Origin of the sequence: Epibacterium ulvae (assembly GCF_900102795.1) — a bacterium.
Classification (GTDB): domain Bacteria; phylum Pseudomonadota; class Alphaproteobacteria; order Rhodobacterales; family Rhodobacteraceae; genus Epibacterium; species Epibacterium ulvae.
On sequence record NZ_FMWG01000003.1, the window covers coordinates 153,970 to 171,833 of the forward strand.

General features: G+C 50.8%; 16 protein-coding genes, 1 tRNA gene and 2 pseudogenes. 15 read left to right on the plus strand and 4 right to left on the minus strand.

Features of this window, described 5'->3' with window-relative positions; all coding sequences use genetic code 11:
* Positions 1–415: 415 nt before the first annotated feature.
* Positions 416–505, minus strand: a tRNA-Ser gene (locus tag BLP79_RS05720).
* Between the two features lie 234 nt (positions 506–739).
* On the opposite strand from BLP79_RS05720, the pseudogene BLP79_RS05725 reads away from it, so the two are divergent.
* Positions 740–1,918 (plus strand): annotated as a pseudogene (locus BLP79_RS05725) (IS3 family transposase).
* A 73-nt stretch (positions 1,919–1,991) separates the two neighbouring features.
* On the opposite strand, the pseudogene BLP79_RS19925 reads toward BLP79_RS05725, so the two are convergent.
* Positions 1,992–2,201, minus strand: a pseudogene (locus BLP79_RS19925) (IS3 family transposase); the annotation flags it as partial.
* A 755-nt stretch (positions 2,202–2,956) separates the two neighbouring features.
* Between BLP79_RS19925 and BLP79_RS05730 the strand changes: the two are divergent.
* From BLP79_RS05730 to BLP79_RS05775, 9 genes are all read left to right on the plus strand, one after another.
* Positions 2,957–3,901, plus strand: coding sequence for a hypothetical protein (locus tag BLP79_RS05730; RefSeq protein WP_090217201.1), 945 nt, complete (start codon positions 2,957–2,959; stop codon positions 3,899–3,901).
* Positions 3,902–5,080: 1,179 nt separating this feature from the next.
* A complete protein-coding gene (locus BLP79_RS05740; protein ID WP_090217205.1) occupies positions 5,081–5,941 on the plus strand; it encodes a DUF2059 domain-containing protein in 861 nt (286 codons plus the stop codon).
* A gap of 153 nt (positions 5,942–6,094) precedes the next feature.
* A complete protein-coding gene (locus BLP79_RS05745) occupies positions 6,095–6,673 on the plus strand; it encodes a hypothetical protein (protein WP_139163173.1) in 579 nt (192 codons plus the stop codon).
* Between the two features lie 275 nt (positions 6,674–6,948).
* Positions 6,949–7,485, plus strand: a complete 537-nt coding sequence (rplU, locus tag BLP79_RS05750) for a 50S ribosomal protein L21 (RefSeq protein ID WP_090217208.1) — start codon at positions 6,949–6,951, stop codon at positions 7,483–7,485.
* An 18-nt stretch (positions 7,486–7,503) separates the two neighbouring features.
* Positions 7,504–7,773 carry a 50S ribosomal protein L27 gene (gene rpmA / locus BLP79_RS05755; RefSeq protein WP_090217210.1) on the plus strand — a complete coding sequence of 90 codons (270 nt, stop codon included), beginning with the start codon at positions 7,504–7,506 and terminating at the stop codon, positions 7,771–7,773.
* 278 nt (positions 7,774–8,051) lie between these two features.
* Positions 8,052–8,588, plus strand: a complete 537-nt coding sequence (locus BLP79_RS05760) for a GNAT family N-acetyltransferase (protein WP_090217212.1) — start codon at positions 8,052–8,054, stop codon at positions 8,586–8,588.
* A 134-nt stretch (positions 8,589–8,722) separates the two neighbouring features.
* Positions 8,723–9,757 carry a GTPase ObgE gene (obgE, locus tag BLP79_RS05765; RefSeq protein ID WP_090217608.1) on the plus strand — a complete coding sequence of 345 codons (1,035 nt, stop codon included), beginning with the start codon at positions 8,723–8,725 and terminating at the stop codon, positions 9,755–9,757.
* Entirely contained in the window at positions 9,745–10,851 is a 1,107-nt protein-coding gene (gene proB, locus BLP79_RS05770) for a glutamate 5-kinase (RefSeq protein ID WP_090217214.1), read from the plus strand. Before obgE ends, proB begins: the two co-directional genes overlap by 13 nt.
* 32 nt (positions 10,852–10,883) lie before the next feature.
* Positions 10,884–12,146 (plus strand): glutamate-5-semialdehyde dehydrogenase, encoded by a 1,263-nt coding sequence (locus BLP79_RS05775; protein ID WP_090217215.1) that lies wholly within the window; start codon positions 10,884–10,886, stop codon positions 12,144–12,146.
* A gap of 52 nt (positions 12,147–12,198) precedes the next feature.
* Here the strand turns inward: BLP79_RS05775 and BLP79_RS05780 are convergent, their stop codons facing one another.
* Complete coding sequence (locus BLP79_RS05780) at positions 12,199–12,795, minus strand: histidine phosphotransferase family protein (protein ID WP_090217217.1); 597 nt, start codon at positions 12,793–12,795, stop codon at positions 12,199–12,201.
* Between the two features lie 26 nt (positions 12,796–12,821).
* Here BLP79_RS05780 and BLP79_RS05785 point away from each other — a divergent pair, with 26 nt between their 5' ends.
* The 5 genes from BLP79_RS05785 to tsf all read left to right on the plus strand — a co-directional run bounded on the left by BLP79_RS05785 (position 12,822) and on the right by tsf (position 16,651).
* Positions 12,822–13,004, plus strand: coding sequence for a DUF3553 domain-containing protein (locus BLP79_RS05785; protein WP_090217218.1), 183 nt, complete (start codon positions 12,822–12,824; stop codon positions 13,002–13,004).
* Positions 13,005–13,114: 110 nt separating this feature from the next.
* Positions 13,115–13,867 carry an L-ornithine N(alpha)-acyltransferase gene (olsB, locus tag BLP79_RS05790; RefSeq protein ID WP_090217220.1) on the plus strand — a complete coding sequence of 251 codons (753 nt, stop codon included), beginning with the start codon at positions 13,115–13,117 and terminating at the stop codon, positions 13,865–13,867.
* Positions 13,868–13,871: 4 nt separating this feature from the next.
* On the plus strand, positions 13,872–14,702 hold the full coding sequence (gene olsA / locus BLP79_RS05795; protein WP_090217222.1) for a lyso-ornithine lipid O-acyltransferase: 831 nt from the start codon (positions 13,872–13,874) through the stop codon (positions 14,700–14,702).
* A gap of 184 nt (positions 14,703–14,886) precedes the next feature.
* Entirely contained in the window at positions 14,887–15,654 is a 768-nt protein-coding gene (rpsB, locus tag BLP79_RS05800) for a 30S ribosomal protein S2 (protein ID WP_090217223.1), read from the plus strand.
* 121 nt (positions 15,655–15,775) lie between these two features.
* A complete protein-coding gene (tsf, locus tag BLP79_RS05805; RefSeq protein ID WP_090217225.1) occupies positions 15,776–16,651 on the plus strand; it encodes a translation elongation factor Ts in 876 nt (291 codons plus the stop codon).
* A gap of 449 nt (positions 16,652–17,100) precedes the next feature.
* Here tsf and BLP79_RS05810 read toward each other — a convergent pair whose 3' ends face one another.
* The gene (locus tag BLP79_RS05810; protein WP_090217226.1) at positions 17,101–17,856 is read right to left on the minus strand and encodes an autoinducer binding domain-containing protein; all 756 of its coding nucleotides are present in this window, start codon (positions 17,854–17,856) and stop codon (positions 17,101–17,103) included.
* Between the last annotated feature and the right edge of the window lie 8 nt (positions 17,857–17,864).

A 17,864-nucleotide genomic window follows, 5' to 3' on the forward strand; every position in this document is an offset into this window, starting at 1 on the left:
TAAGCACTTTAGATCTAAACCGACAATTTCACAGGATCCTCACGGTTAACGCATCTGCAAATTTGTTGTTCCATCCACATTCAACGCCCCAATACCTTTGCAATAAATCCCTTATTAACAAGACATTACTGATATATTAAACGATCTTTGACAACTTGTTAAGCCATAGCAGAGCCCCATGTGATCCATCAGACGGGTAAATCAGAGCGGCACACCGTTTCACCGCACGACATCCTTGGATACCCGCATGGCTAGGTAAGCGTCATAAATGAGTTTAGATATCGCTCAGCTGAGCATTGTCGCATGCTCAATAGTTTGAAGAGGCGTTATACAATAACACGTTCATCCTTAGTATCAATAACAGATATTAACGCGCCCCTGAAGGGTCGAATTTTCGGCTGCTCTTATCAGATAATGGCGGAGAGACAGGGATTCGAACCCTGGGTGCCCGTGAAGGCACAACGGTTTTCGAGACCGCCCCGTTCGACCACTCCGGCACCTCTCCACAGGTTGATTTCATTATACATTTCGAAAAACGACCACAATAGTAAATTATGGTTTTAAACTTGGTTTTAGAGGTTCACGAGCCGTTCTGTTGTGTTTCGTTCCCTTTGCCCGCTCTCGGATTCGGACCGTCGCATAGCCTCACCGGCATATTTATCGAACATTACGAGGTTAGAGCTGTCGCGGTTTGATGCCGCTCTTTTGATAGCATTTATTGCACCAAAGGAGACGGACTATGGGACAGAAACGAACGGACGAATTTCGCCAAGATGCAGTGCGGATCACGCTGACCATTGGGCTAACGCGCCAGCAGGTGGCGGGTGATCTTGGCGTCGGCATGTCGACACTGAACAAATGGATCACGGCGCATCGAGACAGGGATGTCGTGTCAAAAGAGAATTGAAGTCTCACCCAAGAGAATGACCAGCTTCGGCGCGAGAACCGCACTCTCAAGGACTTGCAAGGATGAGTAAACAATCCGGGGGATTGTTTACCCGCAGTAAGAGGGAAGTGTTAAAAAAGGCTACGGTGTTCTTTGCGAGCCAAAAGCCGTGAGATTTAAGTTTATCGAAGAACACCGATCTGCATTTTCCATTGAACTGATGTGTCGGGTTATGGCTGTCAGTCCGCGGAGTTTGCGGGCGTATCGCAGCTGACCTGCCAGCCGCAAACAGCGGCCGGATATGGTGACGTTAGCGCACATTAAAAAACAATCGCGCCTGAGCTTGGGCAGCTATGGCCGCCCAAGCATGACAGAAAAGCTGAAAGAGATTGGCTTAGATGTGGGTCACCGCCGTATTGGTAGGCTGGTGCGCCAGAACGGCATATCCGTCGTCAGAATCCACAAATACAAGGCGACGACGGGCAGTGATCACAAGTTCAACAGCGCACCGAACCTGCTGGATCGCGACTTCACGGCGGATCTGCCACACCAGAAGTGGGCGGGCGATATCAGCTATGTTTGACCCCGTGAAGGCGGGCTGTATCTGGCTGTGATCTTAGACTTGCACTCCCGGCGGGTCATCGGCTGAGCTGTGAGCAACCGGATGAAACGCGACCTGGCGATCCGGGCATTGAGGATGGCGATTGCTTTCCGTGCGCCACCAAAGGACTGCATTCACCACACGGATCGCGGGTCGCAACATTGCTCTCACGACGACCAGAAGATCCTGCGACAGTATGGCTTCAAAGTGTCGATTTCAGGAAAGGGGAATTGTTATGACAACGCTGCGGTCGAAACCTTCTTCAAGACGATCAAAGCCGAGCTGATTTGGCGGCGATCATGGGAAACAAAGCCGCAGGCTGAGATGGCGATCTTCTAATACATCAATGGCTTCTAAAATCCGCGACGCCGACACTCAGCACTGGGCTGGGCTGGAAAAGCCCCGCCGTTTTCGAAAGAACGGCCGCTTAAGTGATCAACGGAAGCCGCATCAAACTGCGAGGCGTTTATGTTGCTTACTAATCCTTGCAAGTCCTTGAGAAGACCGGTTCTCGCGTCGAAACCGTCCGGTCTCACGGGCAAGATCGAGGTCCTTGTCTGGGATTAGCTCGGTGTCAGGATGTGCCGTCACCCATTTGTTCAGCGTCAACAATCCGACACCCAAACCTCAAGCAACCTGCTTGCGTATCAGCCCACTGGTCAGCGCGATACGCGCCCCATCCCCCCGGAATTCGTCTGTCCGTTTCGTTCCCATACTTCGTCCTCCTTACTGCAATAAAATGCTATCAAAGGAGCGCAATCAAACCGCCAAAGAGCCACGGAGGGGAGAGGAGGGTATCGCTGTGCCGCCACGAGGGAGTAAGGGCTTATATTGCAATTGATCGCATGTGCTTCTTTCTAAAAGAAAATTATTAGCCTACGGCATGGTTGATCGAACGCTAACCGACAGTGGGCAAGCAGCGCTTTCCGCATACCTCAATGCACTTGGAAGTACTTAAATGTTAAACGTGCTCGTTATTATTCCAGAAACGCTTGCAGATTTGGCTGACCTTTAGGCCACGCAGGCAACCCGGGAAATCTGCTTGACGCAAAACTTGAACATGAGGGTGTGCGCTTATATTATCCTCACTGGAGGTTGGACGGTTGCGGGGCTTTTAGGCGAAGTGATCGTCGCGCTATACGTGAGTGCGTGAGCGTAGAGGAAATGCCGCTGGACGTGGACTATTCAAAATTTGAAAAGGCACAGTCTGTTTTTCTATGGTCGCCGGGGCCAGATCTTCCAAATCCTTCGCCAGATGCGATCCTAGCTATCCCTACAGATGATAGGCGCGCCACGCCTAATGCTATGAGGTTTTCTGAGGTTGTTTAACTTAGTTGAGGCCTTGCCCAGTAATAGCGCCGCATCTTTCGTCAGTATGTAGATCAGATGCAAGATATTAATAAATTTAAATTTAACATTCTTGAAAGTGGACTACGATGTCTGTGACCTGAAGTAAAGTGAGTTGACACATGCGTATCCAAGCTTCGATTGAACTTTCAACGCCGCAATCTCAGCAGGTTGATGGACAACTCAGGCCCGCAAAGAAAAAAGCGGCACCTCAGGGTGCGATGAATACATCAACGCCTAAATCGACTCCTAGGCAAAGTGCTGTGTTTGATGAGGCAAATCAGAAGTCTAAAGGCCCGGCCAGGACCAAGAGAGCACCAGCCGCCAGTCTGTCAACAGTGACAGGTCTTCCACAACGACCTGCGACATTTATCTCAACCAATTTTGAAGGTTCAACGCGTGGTAGCTTTGATCCCGGTGCCGAAGGAGACGGGTATTATACCAAATTTGGTCAGAATATTGAGCGCGGAGAGTGCGCTGGGGCCTGTTTGGTTAAAGCAAAAGACGTATTGGAGGGTAAAAAGCAGGTTTCCGAAACCCCTCCAGATGCTTTTAAAAAAGCATTGGCCCAGGTGAAAGTGCATCAGGTTTGGGCAGGCGTGACCGCCAAAGATCAATCTCTGAACAATGAGGAAACGCCATCATCTGCTGGGTACCCATCGCTGGCAAAGAGTTTCGGGCTAGAAGCCACTAACTATGACGGAATAGCCCCCGGTATGATACGGGACATACAAGCGGAAAACCCGGATAAACCCATGATTCTAACACTCAATGACGGTGTAAACTGGGGGCATTCCGTGATGATATATGAGGAAAATGACCAGCTGTATTTCTTTGATCCAAATACAAAGAACCTACCCATTGATACCATAGAACAATTGGAAGACCTTCTAACTGAAGTCGCATTTGATTTAGACAGAGGCTACGGGGACGAAAACGCAACTGAATTTAATGTTACGCTGTCTGCAACGGTTTTGGAAAACAATGATGAATCTGTCATTGAGACCTCAACCCTGCAGTTTAACCCGCCGGTAGACAAGATCTACAGCGATCAAGAAAACGATTGAACTGTCTAAGACAAGGGTGGCCGGACGACGATATAAGCGTTCATTTACCGGAAGCGAAACAGGTAATTCATCTAAGGAGCAACGAAATACCCGGCGAGGCTGAATTGACCGCTGGGCTAAGATTCGAAAAACGTGAGTGGTGACTCGCTGTTGCTACTAGGCAGGCTTACTGCACTGGAGACAAGTTTAGCTTTTGGGCCTTGGCTAAGGCAGCGCTCCTTTTTCCACGCCTCACGAAATGTGGGTTTGGGCGAAGGCTCGTAGATCCTGGCATAAACGTCGTGGCCTTCCACTCCTTAAGCTTGCCCGCGTTCCAATCAGGGACGAGCCATCAACGCGCGTACGCACCGACATTCCGCTAGATCAAGACCTCATTTGTGGGCTTGATGTTGAACCGGTGCAGGGTCGGACTTATCTTCAACTCGGTATGTTCTGCATCTGGCCCCTTAGATTAGGATCAAATCGTCGGCAAATGCCAACCATCCTCCTCGTAAATTGTCGATGCGGGCATATATATCTTCACACAGATTGTGGCAAAGGTCTCAGCGGAGCCCACAATTCGACCGACACTGGGCATTGCATCTAACGACGGCTATTAGCCATTAACGCGATATTCTAGCGCTTTCGCCCTTTAATTATTGAAAGATAAACGATGTGGTTCAAATTACTAATTGCAGCTTTTGCGGTCTCTGTACTTCTTTGCATATTTGGGTTGGAATTATTGCCAAGCCACAGTGGTGATGTCGGGGCATTGGGAGGTTTGTTTGTCTTCCTATGGATCGTCGGGATAACACTTGCACTCGGCATTCTTGTCATAATTTCGCTGATAAGACGTGTTCTCAGCAAAAGATCCTTAAATGAGCTGGAAGGCGGTAAATTGAAGTTAAAACCGTGAAAGTCTACCAACACATGAGCAATGCTAAATCGTCGTGAGTACCACAAGAACACATGTAAAGATTTCCCGGAATTCTTTGCATGTCGCCAAAACATTGAAAGAACATTGTCACGACACACTGGCTATTTGGGGGTGCATCTGGCTGCGATCCGCCCATGCGTGCGTGGGGCGGGGCTGTTGGCGGCGTTCAATTAGACTGTGCGTAGGCACAAGCAATAAATACACCGGTTAAATAAAATTCGATTTTCCTTGCTCGATGGTCTGTTTCGCCTAGGTTATTGGGTATGCAAAACGTTAACGCACAAAAACCCGCCGTTCGTAAACTTATGCAGTTGCTTTTACTGCCTATTTTAGCCCTGTTCCTTCTGACACCGCAGGCAGACGCAGCCGACAGACAAAGGATAAATACGTTCCTTGAGATCACCGGCTTTGATGTGGCGCTGGACAGTATCGCACTGAACGCCGAAAGCGCGCCACAGATTTTAGGGCTGGAACGTAGCGATTTTGGAGCGCGCTGGACCGATATCACGCAGGATATCTTCGACACGCAGATTATGCGTGACATTGCGTTGGATTTACTGGAGAAATCTCTCAGCGATGAGGCGCTTTTACATGCAGAAGCGTTTTACGGCAGCACGTTAGGACAGCGGCTGGTTGCTGCAGAAAACGCATCCCACCAGATCGAAGACAACACAACCACCCAAATCGCTGGGCAACGGATCATTGCTGATCTAGTGCGCGAGGGGGCTGAACGTGTTGATCTATTCAAGCGCATGGGGCGTGCAGTAGATTCTGCAGAAACCGCGCTTACATCCCTGCAAGAGGTGCAATTTCGCTTTATCATGGCGGCAACAGATGCAGGTGTGATCGCGCTGGAACTGGACGCCGATGGCTTGCGCGCACTTATGACAGAACAGGAAGATGAGATGCGGCTGGCGCTGCAAACCAGCAATCTGAGCGCCTCAGCTTATGCATATCAGGCGTTTAGTGATACAGAGATTGCCGAGTATATAGACGCACTGGAAACACCTTTGATGCAAGAGGTCTACACCCTGCTGAATGCCATCCAGTTTGAAATCACCGCCAACCGGTTTGAAGCACTTGCATATGAGCTGGCAAAGGTGGGGCAGGGTGAGGATATTTGAAGACCCAATAGAGACTGACTTTCAACTCTGTTGGACATTCGTATGAGCCGAGTCTAAGGTCAGAAACGAGCCCAAACCTACCAAGTGCTGCGACTAGATTTGCAGGCTGGCGACTATGCCGCTAAAGACCGTCAAATTGATTTGGAGGATGTAATGGGATTTCGCATTTGCTATCTCGCCAGCGAAGCACCACCAGAAGAACTGGTTGAGAAGTTAGGTCTGAACCAAGGTGATCATATAGACGAGATGCCCGATGGCGATTGGTGGACAGCCAAACTTAAGAGCAGTGGTTGGACTATCCTTTGGTCTGAAGATGAAGGCTTCGGAAAAAGTGCAAAAGAACAGGTCTCCAAACTTTCTCAAAAGCATCGCACGTATATATGCGAGGTGAATGAAACATGCATGTGGAGTTCCTCGGAGCTATGGCAATATGGACAACAGTTGTGGAGAGTTACCCACGCCGGAGATGGTGAAGACAAGTTTGACTTGACCGAAGTTGGCGAACTCCCAAAAGCATTTGCAGAGTTGAAGCAACGTCATTTCCAGACCCAAAAGAATACAGATGAGAACGTAGACTACATCTTCGAAATCCCCTTAGACCTGCCCGCACTTGAGATAGGCTTCAGGCACGAAGATCATTTAGAAACTGAGGATGTCGAGGCGTTTACTATCATCTACCCGAACGAGCCTGAGAAAAGGCCAAGCTTGTTGTCTCGCATTTTCGGCAGGTGACTTGCAACTGCAGCAAAGTCCGCTTTGCTGCAGTTCATTCAGGACTTTGTAAAAATCTCTTCCTGCGCTTTGTGCTCGTCCCAGCACGACAATTGACACAGTTACCAATCCCCTCTAAAAGAGCGCATCCCGGCTCAGATTCTCTCTGCGCCGGGTGTTTTCTGTAATACGGCCCTTTAAGTAGGGCGCGCTGTTCGAGGTGGGTCAGGTGAAAATCTGGGCCAGGAACGCCCGAAAGGGGACCGTAGGACGCGGGTAACACAAAGGAATATGCAATGTTTGCAGTCCTCAAGACTGGCGGCAAGCAGTATAAAGTTCAGGCGGGCGATATTTTGCGCGTTGAAAAACTGGCTGCTGATGCTGGCGAAACCGTACAATTCAACGACATCCTGATGCTGGGCGGCGACGCACCAGTTGTGGGTGCTCCTCTGGTGGATGGCGCAGCGGTTCAAGCTGAAGTTGTTGACCAGATCAAAGGCGAAAAAGTTATCAAATTCGTCAAGCGCCGTCGTAAGCACTCGTCCAAGCGCACCGTTGGCCACCGTCAGAAACTGACCCTGATCAAGGTAACTGATATCTTGACTTCAGGCGCAGCAGACACCGGTGTCAAAGTTGCAACTGGCAAAGGCGATATCAAATCTGATGATCTGACCCAGCTGACCGGTGTTGGCCCTGCAGCAGCTGAAAAGCTGAACGCAGCTGGTCTGCGCAGCTTTGCACAGATCGCAGCCTTGTCTGAAGACGATATTGCTGCTATCGACGCGATCAAAGTGAAGCCCGAATGGGTTGAGCAGGCCAAAGAACTGGCCTAAGGCGAAGGAGAGACACTCATGGCACATAAAAAAGCTGGCGGTTCATCCCGCAACGGTCGCGACTCCGCTGGTCGTCGTCTTGGCGTTAAACTGTATGGCGGCCAAGCTGCTATCGCAGGTAACATCATCGTGCGTCAGCGCGGCACCAAATTCTGGCCTGGTGAAGGCGTAGGCATCGGCAAAGACCACACAATCTTTGCAACAACTGATGGCGCAGTAAGCTTCCAAAAAGGCCTGAAAGGCCGCACCTTTATTTCGGTTCTGCCAGTGGCGGAGGCCGCTGAATAAACCGAACCCACAAAGGTTTACGAAAAATTTAGGGGGATCGGTTATGTAACCGGTCCCTCTTTTTGTGTGTTCGTGGGTAAGATGTTTGTCAACGTAAAAACCGGCGCTGAAACCAGCGTTATCAGGGCAGAATTTTACCATGCGATTGGGTGTTTACGCGTGAGAGGAGAACGCAGCGGCACCCTTGTGGCACATTGCTGTACTTCCTACATCTCTGGAAGAGCAGCACGGGGCAAATCCCCCACAAGGCAAGAAATGTTTGGATGAGGAGCGCAGCTATGAGCCTGGATCAAATTGCAATGCAGCCGACAATAACGGCAGAGCGTTTCGCGTTGCGTCCGTTGCGAAAGTCAGACACGGGTTTGATCTCGCATTACGCCAGTGACAAGCGGGTTGCGCATATGACAAGCGCCATTCCTCATCCGATGCCACCCGGCGCCGTAGAAGCCTTTGTGGATCGAGCGATGACGCCAAATGGCACAGAGTATGTCTGGGCAATCGACGGAACAAACGATGGTGGGCCTGAATTACAAGGGGTTATTTCGCTCAATCGTATGGATCGCAGTCAGTCCGAAGTGGGATATTGGATCGCACCTTTGTTTTGGAACACGGGCCTTGCCACTGAAGCCGTACGCAGCTTGGTAGAAGGGAATCCGTTTGCAGATGCCACCATGTTTGCAAGCGTCTTTCAGGACAATCCAGCCTCGGCACGGGTGCTTATTCATTGTGGATTCGAATATCTGGGAGACGCCGAAACCTTTTCGGTGGCTCGGGATGCGAATGTCACCACATGGACTTACAGTCGCAAGCTATAAAGCCCAAAAACTTTGATTGGCCTGCCTGTCGCTTTGCGGTAAAGCAGGCCAACAGACACGAGAGCGGGAGCAGGGCTTACCGCTCAATTTGACGTATGGTGCGGTCTTTCATTGGACTGGCCAAAGGAGCAGACATGAAATTCCTCGACCTGACAAAAGTCTATATTCGCTCTGGGGGCGGTGGCAACGGCTGTGTCAGTTTTCGCCGCGAGAAATACATTGAATATGGTGGCCCCGACGGCGGCGACGGCGGCAAGGGGGGATCCGTCTGGGTTGAAGCGGTTGAAGGGCTCAACACGCTTATTGATTTTCGCTATCAACAACATTTTTTCGCGAAAAACGGCCAGTCCGGTATGGGAAATCAGCGCACCGGTAAAGACGGTGATGACATTACCCTGCGGGTGCCCGTGGGAACCGAAATCCTTGATGAAGACGAGGAAACCGTGCTGGCGGATCTAACCGAGGTCGGGCAGAAAGTGCTGCTCGCAAAAGGCGGTAATGGTGGTTTTGGCAACCTGCATTTCAAATCTGCAACCAACCAGGCACCCCGGCGCGCAAATCCCGGCCAAGAGGGGATTGAGCGGACACTTTGGCTGCGCCTGAAACTGATTGCGGATGCCGGTCTTTTGGGGCTGCCAAATGCGGGTAAATCAACCTTTTTGTCAGCGACATCCAATGCACGTCCCAAGATCGCTGATTACCCCTTTACCACGCTACACCCGAACTTGGGCGTTGTAGGCATTGATAACACTGAATTTGTTGTCGCTGATATACCGGGACTTATTGAGGGCGCACATGAGGGGCGTGGGATTGGTGACCGTTTCCTAGGGCATGTGGAACGCTGCGCGGTGTTGTTGCATCTGGTGGATGGAACCTCGGAAACTGTTGCCGAAGATTATCGCACCATCATCAATGAGCTTGAAGCTTATGGCGGAGAGCTGGCCACGAAGAACCGGATCACCGTTTTGAACAAAATCGATGCGCTGGACGAAGACGAACGCGCCGAGGCCAAAGCCGCGCTTGAGGCTGAGGTCGGTAGACCTGTGATGATGCTGTCCAGCGTTGCGCGTGAGGGTTTAAACGAGGTATTGCGCACGCTACGCAGCCAAATCGATGATGACCGCCTCCGTCAGAAACCTGTGGAGGAGGCCAAACCTTGGCATCCTTAAGTGACGCAAAACGCATTGTTGTTAAAATTGGCTCAGCGCTGCTGGTAGATCGGGACACCGGCCAGCTGCGTGCGGGCTGGTTGCAGACGCTTGCCAATGATGTCGCTTGGTTAAAATCCATGGGCAAGGATGTCATCCTCGTCTCCTCTGGTTCGATCGCACTGGGACGACGCGCACTTGGATTGCCACAAACAGATCTTGCATTAGAGCAATCACAAGCCGCGGCAGCCGTTGGGCAAATCCGCCTGGCGCGGGCTTATGAACAGGCGCTGGAACCTTATCAGATCACGACCGCACAGGTGCTTGTCACCTTGGAAGACAGCGAAGACCGGCGGCGTTATTTGAATTCACGCGCAACGCTTGCAACGTTGATCGGGCTTGGTGCTGTCCCCATCGTGAACGAAAATGATACGATTGCCACCGATGAAATCCGCTATGGCGACAATGATCGCCTTGCGGCACAGGTCGCGGTGACGGTGGGTGCAGATTGTCTCATTCTGCTGTCAGATGTGGATGGGTTTTACAGCAGTAATCCCGGGCTTGATCCGACTGCCACGCGGTTTGAACAGATTGACGAGATTACGCCTGACATCGAAGCCATGGCGGGCGATGGTATTTCGGGACTGTCAAAAGGTGGTATGATCACCAAATTGCTTGCCGCGAAAATGGCTACGGCAGCAGGCTGCGCGATGGTAATCACCGAAGGTTCGCCCTTGAACCCATTGAAAACATTAGAACATGGTGCAAACTGCACTTGGTTCACTGCAGATGGCGATCCACAGGTGGCGCGAAAGCGCTGGATCGCAACGATGAAAACCCGCGGTGTCGTCACTGTGGATCCGGGCGCTGTTTTGGCGCTGAACTCAGGAAAAAGCCTGCTACCTGCAGGTGTGCGTCATGTGGAGGGTGACTTTGGCCGCGGCGATCCGCTGGCCATCCTCGGCCCGGACGGGCACAAATTGGGGCAGGGGCTGTCATGTTATACAGATTCTGAGGCCCGTATTATACAGGGGCATAAAACCGGTGAAATTGAAGGCCTGTTGGGCTATCCCGGTCGCGCCGCTCTTATCCATCGAGACGATATGGCGCTTTAAACAAGACGCCAACAGACAATAGGTGACAGACCATGACCACCGAAATTAATATTACCGATATGATGCAAGACCTTGGTCGACGCGCCAAAGCTGCCTCACAAGCTCTGGCAAGCGCAAGCGCTGCGCAAAAGAGCCTTGCCTTGAATAAGGCCGCGGATGCCGTTTGGGGCAGCCGTAGCGCAATCATCGACGCCAATGCGCAAGATCTTGAATTTGGAAGACTTAAAGGGCTTTCAGACGCAATGATGGACCGTCTTCTGCTTGATGAAGCACGTGTTCAAGGTATCGTTGATGGATTGCGCGCCATTGCCGGGCAGACAGACCCAATTGGTGAGGTGATGGCCGAGTGGGATCAGCCGTCTGGTTTGAATATTCAACGTGTGCGCACTCCACTTGGCGTGATTGGCGTAATCTATGAAAGCCGCCCAAACGTGACGGCGGACGCGGGCGCGCTTTGCTTGAAATCAGGTAACGCTGTTATCCTGCGAGGTGGGTCTGAAAGCTTTCACTCCAGCCAAGCGATCCACGCTTGTCTTGTTCAGGGCCTAGAATCTGCAGGACTGCCTGCGGACGCTGTACAGCTTGTCCCCACCCGTGATCGCGCTGCCGTACAAGAGTTGCTGACCATGGTTGACTATGTGGACGTCATTGTACCGCGTGGTGGGAAAGGTTTGGTGGGTCTTGTACAACGCGAAGCACGCGTTCCTGTGTTTGCCCATCTGGAAGGCATCGTACATATCTATGTTGATAAATCCGCTGATCCGAAAAAAGCAATGGATGTGGTATTAAACGCAAAAACACGACGCACTGGGATCTGTGGCGCTGCAGAGTGTCTTCTGATTCACAAAGATATCGCTGATACGCTTGGGAAGGATCTTCTCACAGCTCTGCATTCAGCTGGGGTCGAAATCCATGCAGCACAGGGATTGCCGGGCCCTGACGGTATGGTTGGCGCAACAGCTGACGATTGGGGGCGTGAATATCTAGACGCAATCATTGCAGCCCGCAGCGTTGATAATATCGACGAGGCGATCACTTATATTCAGGCACACCATTCACAGCACACCGATTGTATTCTCACCGAAGATGAGACGGCTGTCGAAACCTTCTTTAACCGTCTCGACAGTGCGATCCTGATGCACAATGCATCGACGCAATTCGCGGACGGAGGAGAGTTTGGAATGGGGGCAGAGATCGGGATTGCCACTGGTAAGATGCACGCCCGTGGGCCGGTTGGTGCGGAACAACTGAGCAGCTTTAAATATCTCGTGCGTGGGAACGGTACAACACGATAACAAACAAAAGGCGCAACAAAAGTTGCGCCTTTTCAGTACGTTGACAGACGTTTCAAAATCGTATTTCGATCCGATCTTCGAAGGTTTCAAACGTAACGTTTTTACCAAGCCCCTGCGCCAATTCTGGAAGTAAACCAAACTGAACATGCGCCGGCGTCAGTGTCGCCTCTGACACATTCCCACCAAGACGGTCCCAAAGCGCGTCATCAATTTTCAGCTTGTTGCCTTGGCCCGAAATCACCCAAGATCCATCAACAGTGTTCATCTCAGCAACGCCACCGTAGGGCAGGGCACTTTCAAGGCACAGAGCAGCCAAAAACGCCAACCGAACTTCAGCGCGTGTTGCCGGAGCCTCTGGCAGCCATTGATACTTCATCCGGCCGCCTTTGCTGACATCGTCGAGCACCGAGACAACTTCAGAACGTCCAAGACCTTGTTCACCCGCTTGACCAAAGGCAATGCGGAAGAACCGGATGCGTGCATTGGCGTTATTTACGCTATCTGCAATCAGCTCCAGTTCGGGCCCATCCATAGCACCAGCCATGCCCAACAGTTCTAGACCGTTGCTAATCGCGCCCACCGGGCTAATTAGATCATGGCAGATCCGAGACCCTATCAAAGTCGCGATATTGACGTTATCTACCGTCATAGTATTCCTCCGAAATGGGCCATATCATGAATGACCTCAACGCTATTCTTGCCCCAGGTATGTTTGTCAAACATCCAGACCAGCCTGACTGGGGTGTTGGTCAAGTACAGTCAAATGCTGGTGGCAAGATCACTGTAAACTTTCCAGATCAAGGAAAGCTCGTTTTTGACGGTGCCCGCATCGCCTTAGTTCCGGTCTTTGATCATTGAAAACGGTTTACGAACCGTTAATGAAATCCTGAAAATTTTCCTAACTTCTTGCCCAATCTGTGCCTCATACGGTAAACGCGCGCAAGTCTGAACCCAAGGCAGGATCCCGTATGAGCGCGCCAAATCGTGATTTCATCGTAAAGATTGCAGATACCAAAGAGGAACTGCAAGCTGCGCAAGCATTGCGATATGAAGTGTTTGTAAAAGAGCTTGGCGGCGACGGTGATCTTGTCGATCATGAAGCCGGCCTGGAATGTGACGCCTTCGATCCTTACTTCGACCATATGATCGTGTCCGATGCGGCCACGGAGCAAGTTGTTGGCGTGTATCGATTGCTGCAATCAGAACAGGCAAAAGTGATGGGGCGATATTATTCCGACGGGGAGTACGACCTGTCCGTTCTTCAAAATTCAGGACGAAAAATTCTCGAACTTGGCCGCTCTTGCCTTCACAAGGACTATCGCGGTGGAATGGCGATGTTTCATCTCTGGAACGGACTGTCAGAATATGTACTCAAAAATGACATTGAAGTGCTTTTTGGGACCGCAAGTTTTCATGGAACTGATCTCGAAAAATTGGCAGCACCTCTCTCGCTGTTACATCATAATCATCTTGCTCCAGAAGATTTACGCGTTCGATCAAAGTCATATGAAAGCATGAACTTAGTAGATAAGTCTAACTTAGATCGGCGCACCGCAATGTTACAAGTTCCCGCGCTCATCAAAGCGTATCTTCGGCTTGGCGGTTTTATCGGAGATGGGGCTTTTGTGGATCATGAATTCAACACCACTGATGTGTGTCTTATCCTTGATGTCGACCGTATGAATGAACGTCAACGCAAGATCTACAGCGGGGCACGGTAAATTCATGTCAGTTAGTTGGCAAAGCGAGACCCCACCTGATCAGGTTCATTTACGCCCACTGAACTGGGTCTTTATCATAGCACGTGCACCTGTCTTAGCTGTCCTTGTGTTTAGCGGGCTTCTTGCCACACTTGTGTTGCGGATAATTGAGCGTCCTCTTGCAGGGGAAACGCGCCCAATTACCCCATTTATCACACAACTTGTGTGTCGTAATGCATTGAGAATAATAGGTTTCCAATTCACCATCAAAGGCCAAGGTTTTGTTGGTCCGGGAGCTTATGTGGCCAATCATTCCACATGGCTGGATATCTTTGTCCTGAACGCGACAAAACGTCTGTATTTTGTCTCTAAAAGCGAAGTTTCAAAATGGCCGGGTATTGGCTGGCTTGCCCGTGCAACTGGAACTGTTTTTATTGAACGCAATCGCAGCAAAGCGCGCGAACACAGCGCGCTTTTCGAAGAGCGCTTAAAATCAGGCCATAGGCTTTTGTTTTTTCCAGAGGGAACCTCTACAGATGGATGTCGTGTTTTACCTTTTAAAACAACGCTCTTTGCACCGTTCTTTCGCGAAACATTAAAAGAAACATTGTCCGTTCAACCTGTATCGGTCATATATCATGCGCCCAAAGGCCGTCCCGATCGGTTCTATGGTTGGTGGGCTGACATGGATTTTGGGCCGAACCTTCTTAAAATCCTTGGTGAGCCACATCAAGGCTGTGTTGAAGTGATCTATCATCAACCGCTTCTGGTCCGTGACTACAAAGACCGTAAGGCACTGGCAAAGGCTGCCGAAGACTGTGTGCGGGATGGATTTACATCAGGGCAGGTGCTTTGACACCCACCTCTTAGATATTTTACCAAACGACCTTGCCAATTTTTTGGATCTCGCCTATACGCGCGTCATTCGAACCCGCAGGTGGGGTTTGGTGTGATTTGGGGAGACATCCCAAACATGCCGCCGGTTGGAGCAAACTGCTCTGAACCCCCACTGAGGATAAAACCGGAAAAGGATATAAAGCATGGCTCTTCCCGAGTTCACAATGCGTCAGCTGCTGGAAGCAGGCGTTCACTTTGGTCACCAGACACAGCGCTGGAACCCACGTATGGACCCTTTCATCTACGGTTCACGCAACGGCATCCACATCATGGACCTGACGCAAACTGTTCCTATGCTGGACCAGGCGCTGCAAGCTGTTCGTGACACTGTCGCAAAAGGTGGCCGCGTTCTGTTTGTTGGCACCAAGCGTCAAGCTGCTGGCCCAATCGCAGAAGCTGCTGAGAAATCCGCACAGTATTTCATGAACCACCGCTGGCTTGGTGGTACGCTGACCAACTGGAAAACCGTTTCCCAGTCCATCCAGCGCCTGAAAGACATCGACGAAAAGATGGAAATGGGTGCCGAAGGCCTGACCAAAAAAGAGCGTCTGCACATGGAACGCGACCAGCAAAAGCTGCAAGCGTCTTTGGGCGGTATCCGTGACATGGGCGGCGTTCCTGACCTGCTGTTCGTTGTTGACGTGAAAAAAGAAGCACTGGCAATCGCCGAAGCCAACAAACTGGGCATCCCGGTTGTTGCTGTGGTTGACACCAACTGCTCACCTGATGGCATCGACTACATCATCCCAGGCAACGACGACGCGTCCCGCGCAATCTCGCTGTATTGCGATCTGGCTGCACGTGCTGCGCTGGATGGTATGACTGCTCAGCTGGGTGCTGCAGGCGTTGACCTTGGCGCACTGGAAGAAGCCCCCGAAGAAGAAGCTGTTGCTGAAGAAGCATCTGCTTAATTTTCGATGCTGATAGGTCTGCAACGTAAGATATCAGCAGATCAATCAGTGTCACATGTTTGACATGTGGGGCAGGGTATCACCTGCCCCAAACGCATTCCGAATTTGAGGAGAGCCCGAGATGGCAATCACAGCAGCAATGGTGAAAGAACTGCGCGAATCTACCGGCGCAGGCATGATGGACGCAAAAAAAGCTCTGGTCGAAAACGACGGTGATATGGAAGCCGCTGTTGACTGGCTGCGCACCAAAGGTCTGGCCAAAGCGGCTAAAAAATCTGGCCGTACCGCAGCAGAAGGTCTTGTGGCTGTTGTTGTTGAAGGCGGCAAAGGTGTTGCTGTTGAAATCAACTCCGAGACCGACTTTGTTGCGAAAAACGCTGAATTCCAGGAAATGGTTTCCGGTATCGCAACCGCAGCTCTGGGTGTAGATAGCGTTGAAGCCCTGGCGGATGCAGAAGTTGCAGGCAAACCTGTTGCGACCTTGATCACTGACAAGATCGCCACCATCGGTGAGAACATGAACCTGCGCCGCATGGCTGGCATCGAAGGTGAAACCGTTGTTGCATACGTTCACAACGCGGCGACCGCGGGCATGGGTAAAATCGGTGTTCTGGTTTCGATGAACGGCGGCAACGAAGCAATTGGCAAGCAGATCGCAATGCACATCGCGGCTGTAAACCCAGCAGCGCTGTCTGAGGCTGATCTGGATGCTTCTGTTGTTGAAAAAGAGAAACAGGTTCAGATGGATATCGCACGCGAATCCGGCAAGCCTGAACAAGTCATCGAAAAGATGATCGTTGGTCGCATGAAGAAATTCGTTGCTGAAGCAACCTTGCTGAACCAACAGTTCGTTGTAAATCCTGATCTGACTGTTGAAGCCGCTGCAAAAGAAGCAGGCGCAACCATTACTGGTTTTGTACGCTTGGAAGTTGGCGAAGGTATCGAAGTCGAAAAAGAAGATTTCGCTGCAGAAGTTGCTAAGGCAGCTCAAGGCTAAGCGCTTATAGTTCTGTTCGAACGTTCGTTAAACCGGGGTATTAAATACTCCGGTTTTTCGCTGTTGAGCCCTCATGGCGCAGCATACTGACATCACATATAAATACACCCTGAATTAAACTTCAGCGGTGCACAGGAAACGACTATGTTGTGGATAGTGTGTGAGGAGTCCTGCTGATGGGGATGGACAGGACCCCTCACGAATGCTCTGGGGCGCATGTTGACTAAAAACATACACACACCAGATGGACAGGAGAGCCTAATAATTGTTAGGTTTCTATCCAGACGTTCCCAGGCCAAAGCCACCACTCACGGAACTCTTATAGCATATTACTATACAATACTGCGTTCGAGTAGTGTTTTCCTTACTTAAATCACTTTTTTTCGCGAAAACTTTATGAGCAGACTAAATTTTTAGCTTTAGTTCTCAAGGAAACGAAACTTTTACTCTCAGTTTTCCATTTGGAAAATTTGATTGAGCATCGCTGCTTTCAAAACGGCCTGCGCAGTTGTATCAACCGCCAACGATTCACGAGCGAGTCGCAAATGCTTTTCGATCGTCGCAGGTGTTAATCCCATGATCATCGCGATATCTCGCGTGGTCTTTCCGTCTCCAACCCATTGCAATGTCTCTTTCTGCCGTTCCGTGAGACTACGATGAGGCGATACATAGGGCAGGGTGATAATCTTTAAATGGGCGATATTGTTCATCAACTGAATATCTGCCCCATGAGTCTCCCATATCGCATTCACCTGCGTCTGGGACACTCCAGCCGCAGCGGCCAATGAAATCGCGCCCCGAAAGCGCCCAGACGCCGAGGGAAAGCTTACCGTATAACCTGCTGTCAAATCCATTTTCTGATTGAATTCAAGCACTCTCTCAGCGGCAGGCGCAAGCAAACCTAAGTTCACCTGTTCCTGCACCCAATCCCAACTGCAAGCACCATCATTGTCGATCGCCCATTGCACCATCGGGGCATGAAAATACAAACCACTCCGTATAAAGCCGTCCAGGTAATCCGTACTGTGATTTGACAGCACCAGAAAGTCTTCAGGATCCCCCAAAGAGCGCGCTGTTTTATGGCGGGTATATCCATAGATGATCCGCGTGAACCCATATTCAGCCATCTTATCCTGATGGGATTTCCACAATTGCTCCAGGCTGCGCGTCTCGGTTATCTCATGCAGGTAGTCAAGTATTGCCATTTCGCACC

What these genes read in the sequence shown, in the direction of transcription:
- BLP79_RS05740 (WP_090217205.1), top strand. Translation starts at nt 5,081, where the DNA reads ATGCAAAACGTTAACGCACAAAAACCCGCCGTTCGTAAACTTATGCAG.
- BLP79_RS05760 (WP_090217212.1), top strand. Translation starts at nt 8,052, where the DNA reads ATGAGCCTGGATCAAATTGCAATGCAGCCGACAATAACGGCAGAGCGT.
- BLP79_RS05810 (WP_090217226.1), bottom strand. Translation starts at nt 17,856, where the DNA reads ATGGCAATACTTGACTACCTGCATGAGATAACCGAGACGCGCAGCCTG.
- BLP79_RS05780 (WP_090217217.1), bottom strand. Translation starts at nt 12,795, where the DNA reads ATGACGGTAGATAACGTCAATATCGCGACTTTGATAGGGTCTCGGATC.
- rplU (WP_090217208.1), top strand. Translation starts at nt 6,949, where the DNA reads ATGTTTGCAGTCCTCAAGACTGGCGGCAAGCAGTATAAAGTTCAGGCG.
- obgE (WP_090217608.1), top strand. Translation starts at nt 8,723, where the DNA reads ATGAAATTCCTCGACCTGACAAAAGTCTATATTCGCTCTGGGGGCGGT.
- rpsB (WP_090217223.1), top strand. Translation starts at nt 14,887, where the DNA reads ATGGCTCTTCCCGAGTTCACAATGCGTCAGCTGCTGGAAGCAGGCGTT.
- olsA (WP_090217222.1), top strand. Translation starts at nt 13,872, where the DNA reads ATGTCAGTTAGTTGGCAAAGCGAGACCCCACCTGATCAGGTTCATTTA.
- BLP79_RS05785 (WP_090217218.1), top strand. Translation starts at nt 12,822, where the DNA reads ATGAATGACCTCAACGCTATTCTTGCCCCAGGTATGTTTGTCAAACAT.
- BLP79_RS05775 (WP_090217215.1), top strand. Translation starts at nt 10,884, where the DNA reads ATGACCACCGAAATTAATATTACCGATATGATGCAAGACCTTGGTCGA.
- BLP79_RS05730 (WP_090217201.1), top strand. Translation starts at nt 2,957, where the DNA reads ATGCGTATCCAAGCTTCGATTGAACTTTCAACGCCGCAATCTCAGCAG.
- tsf (WP_090217225.1), top strand. Translation starts at nt 15,776, where the DNA reads ATGGCAATCACAGCAGCAATGGTGAAAGAACTGCGCGAATCTACCGGC.
- BLP79_RS05745 (WP_139163173.1), top strand. Translation starts at nt 6,095, where the DNA reads ATGGGATTTCGCATTTGCTATCTCGCCAGCGAAGCACCACCAGAAGAA.
- olsB (WP_090217220.1), top strand. Translation starts at nt 13,115, where the DNA reads ATGAGCGCGCCAAATCGTGATTTCATCGTAAAGATTGCAGATACCAAA.
- rpmA (WP_090217210.1), top strand. Translation starts at nt 7,504, where the DNA reads ATGGCACATAAAAAAGCTGGCGGTTCATCCCGCAACGGTCGCGACTCC.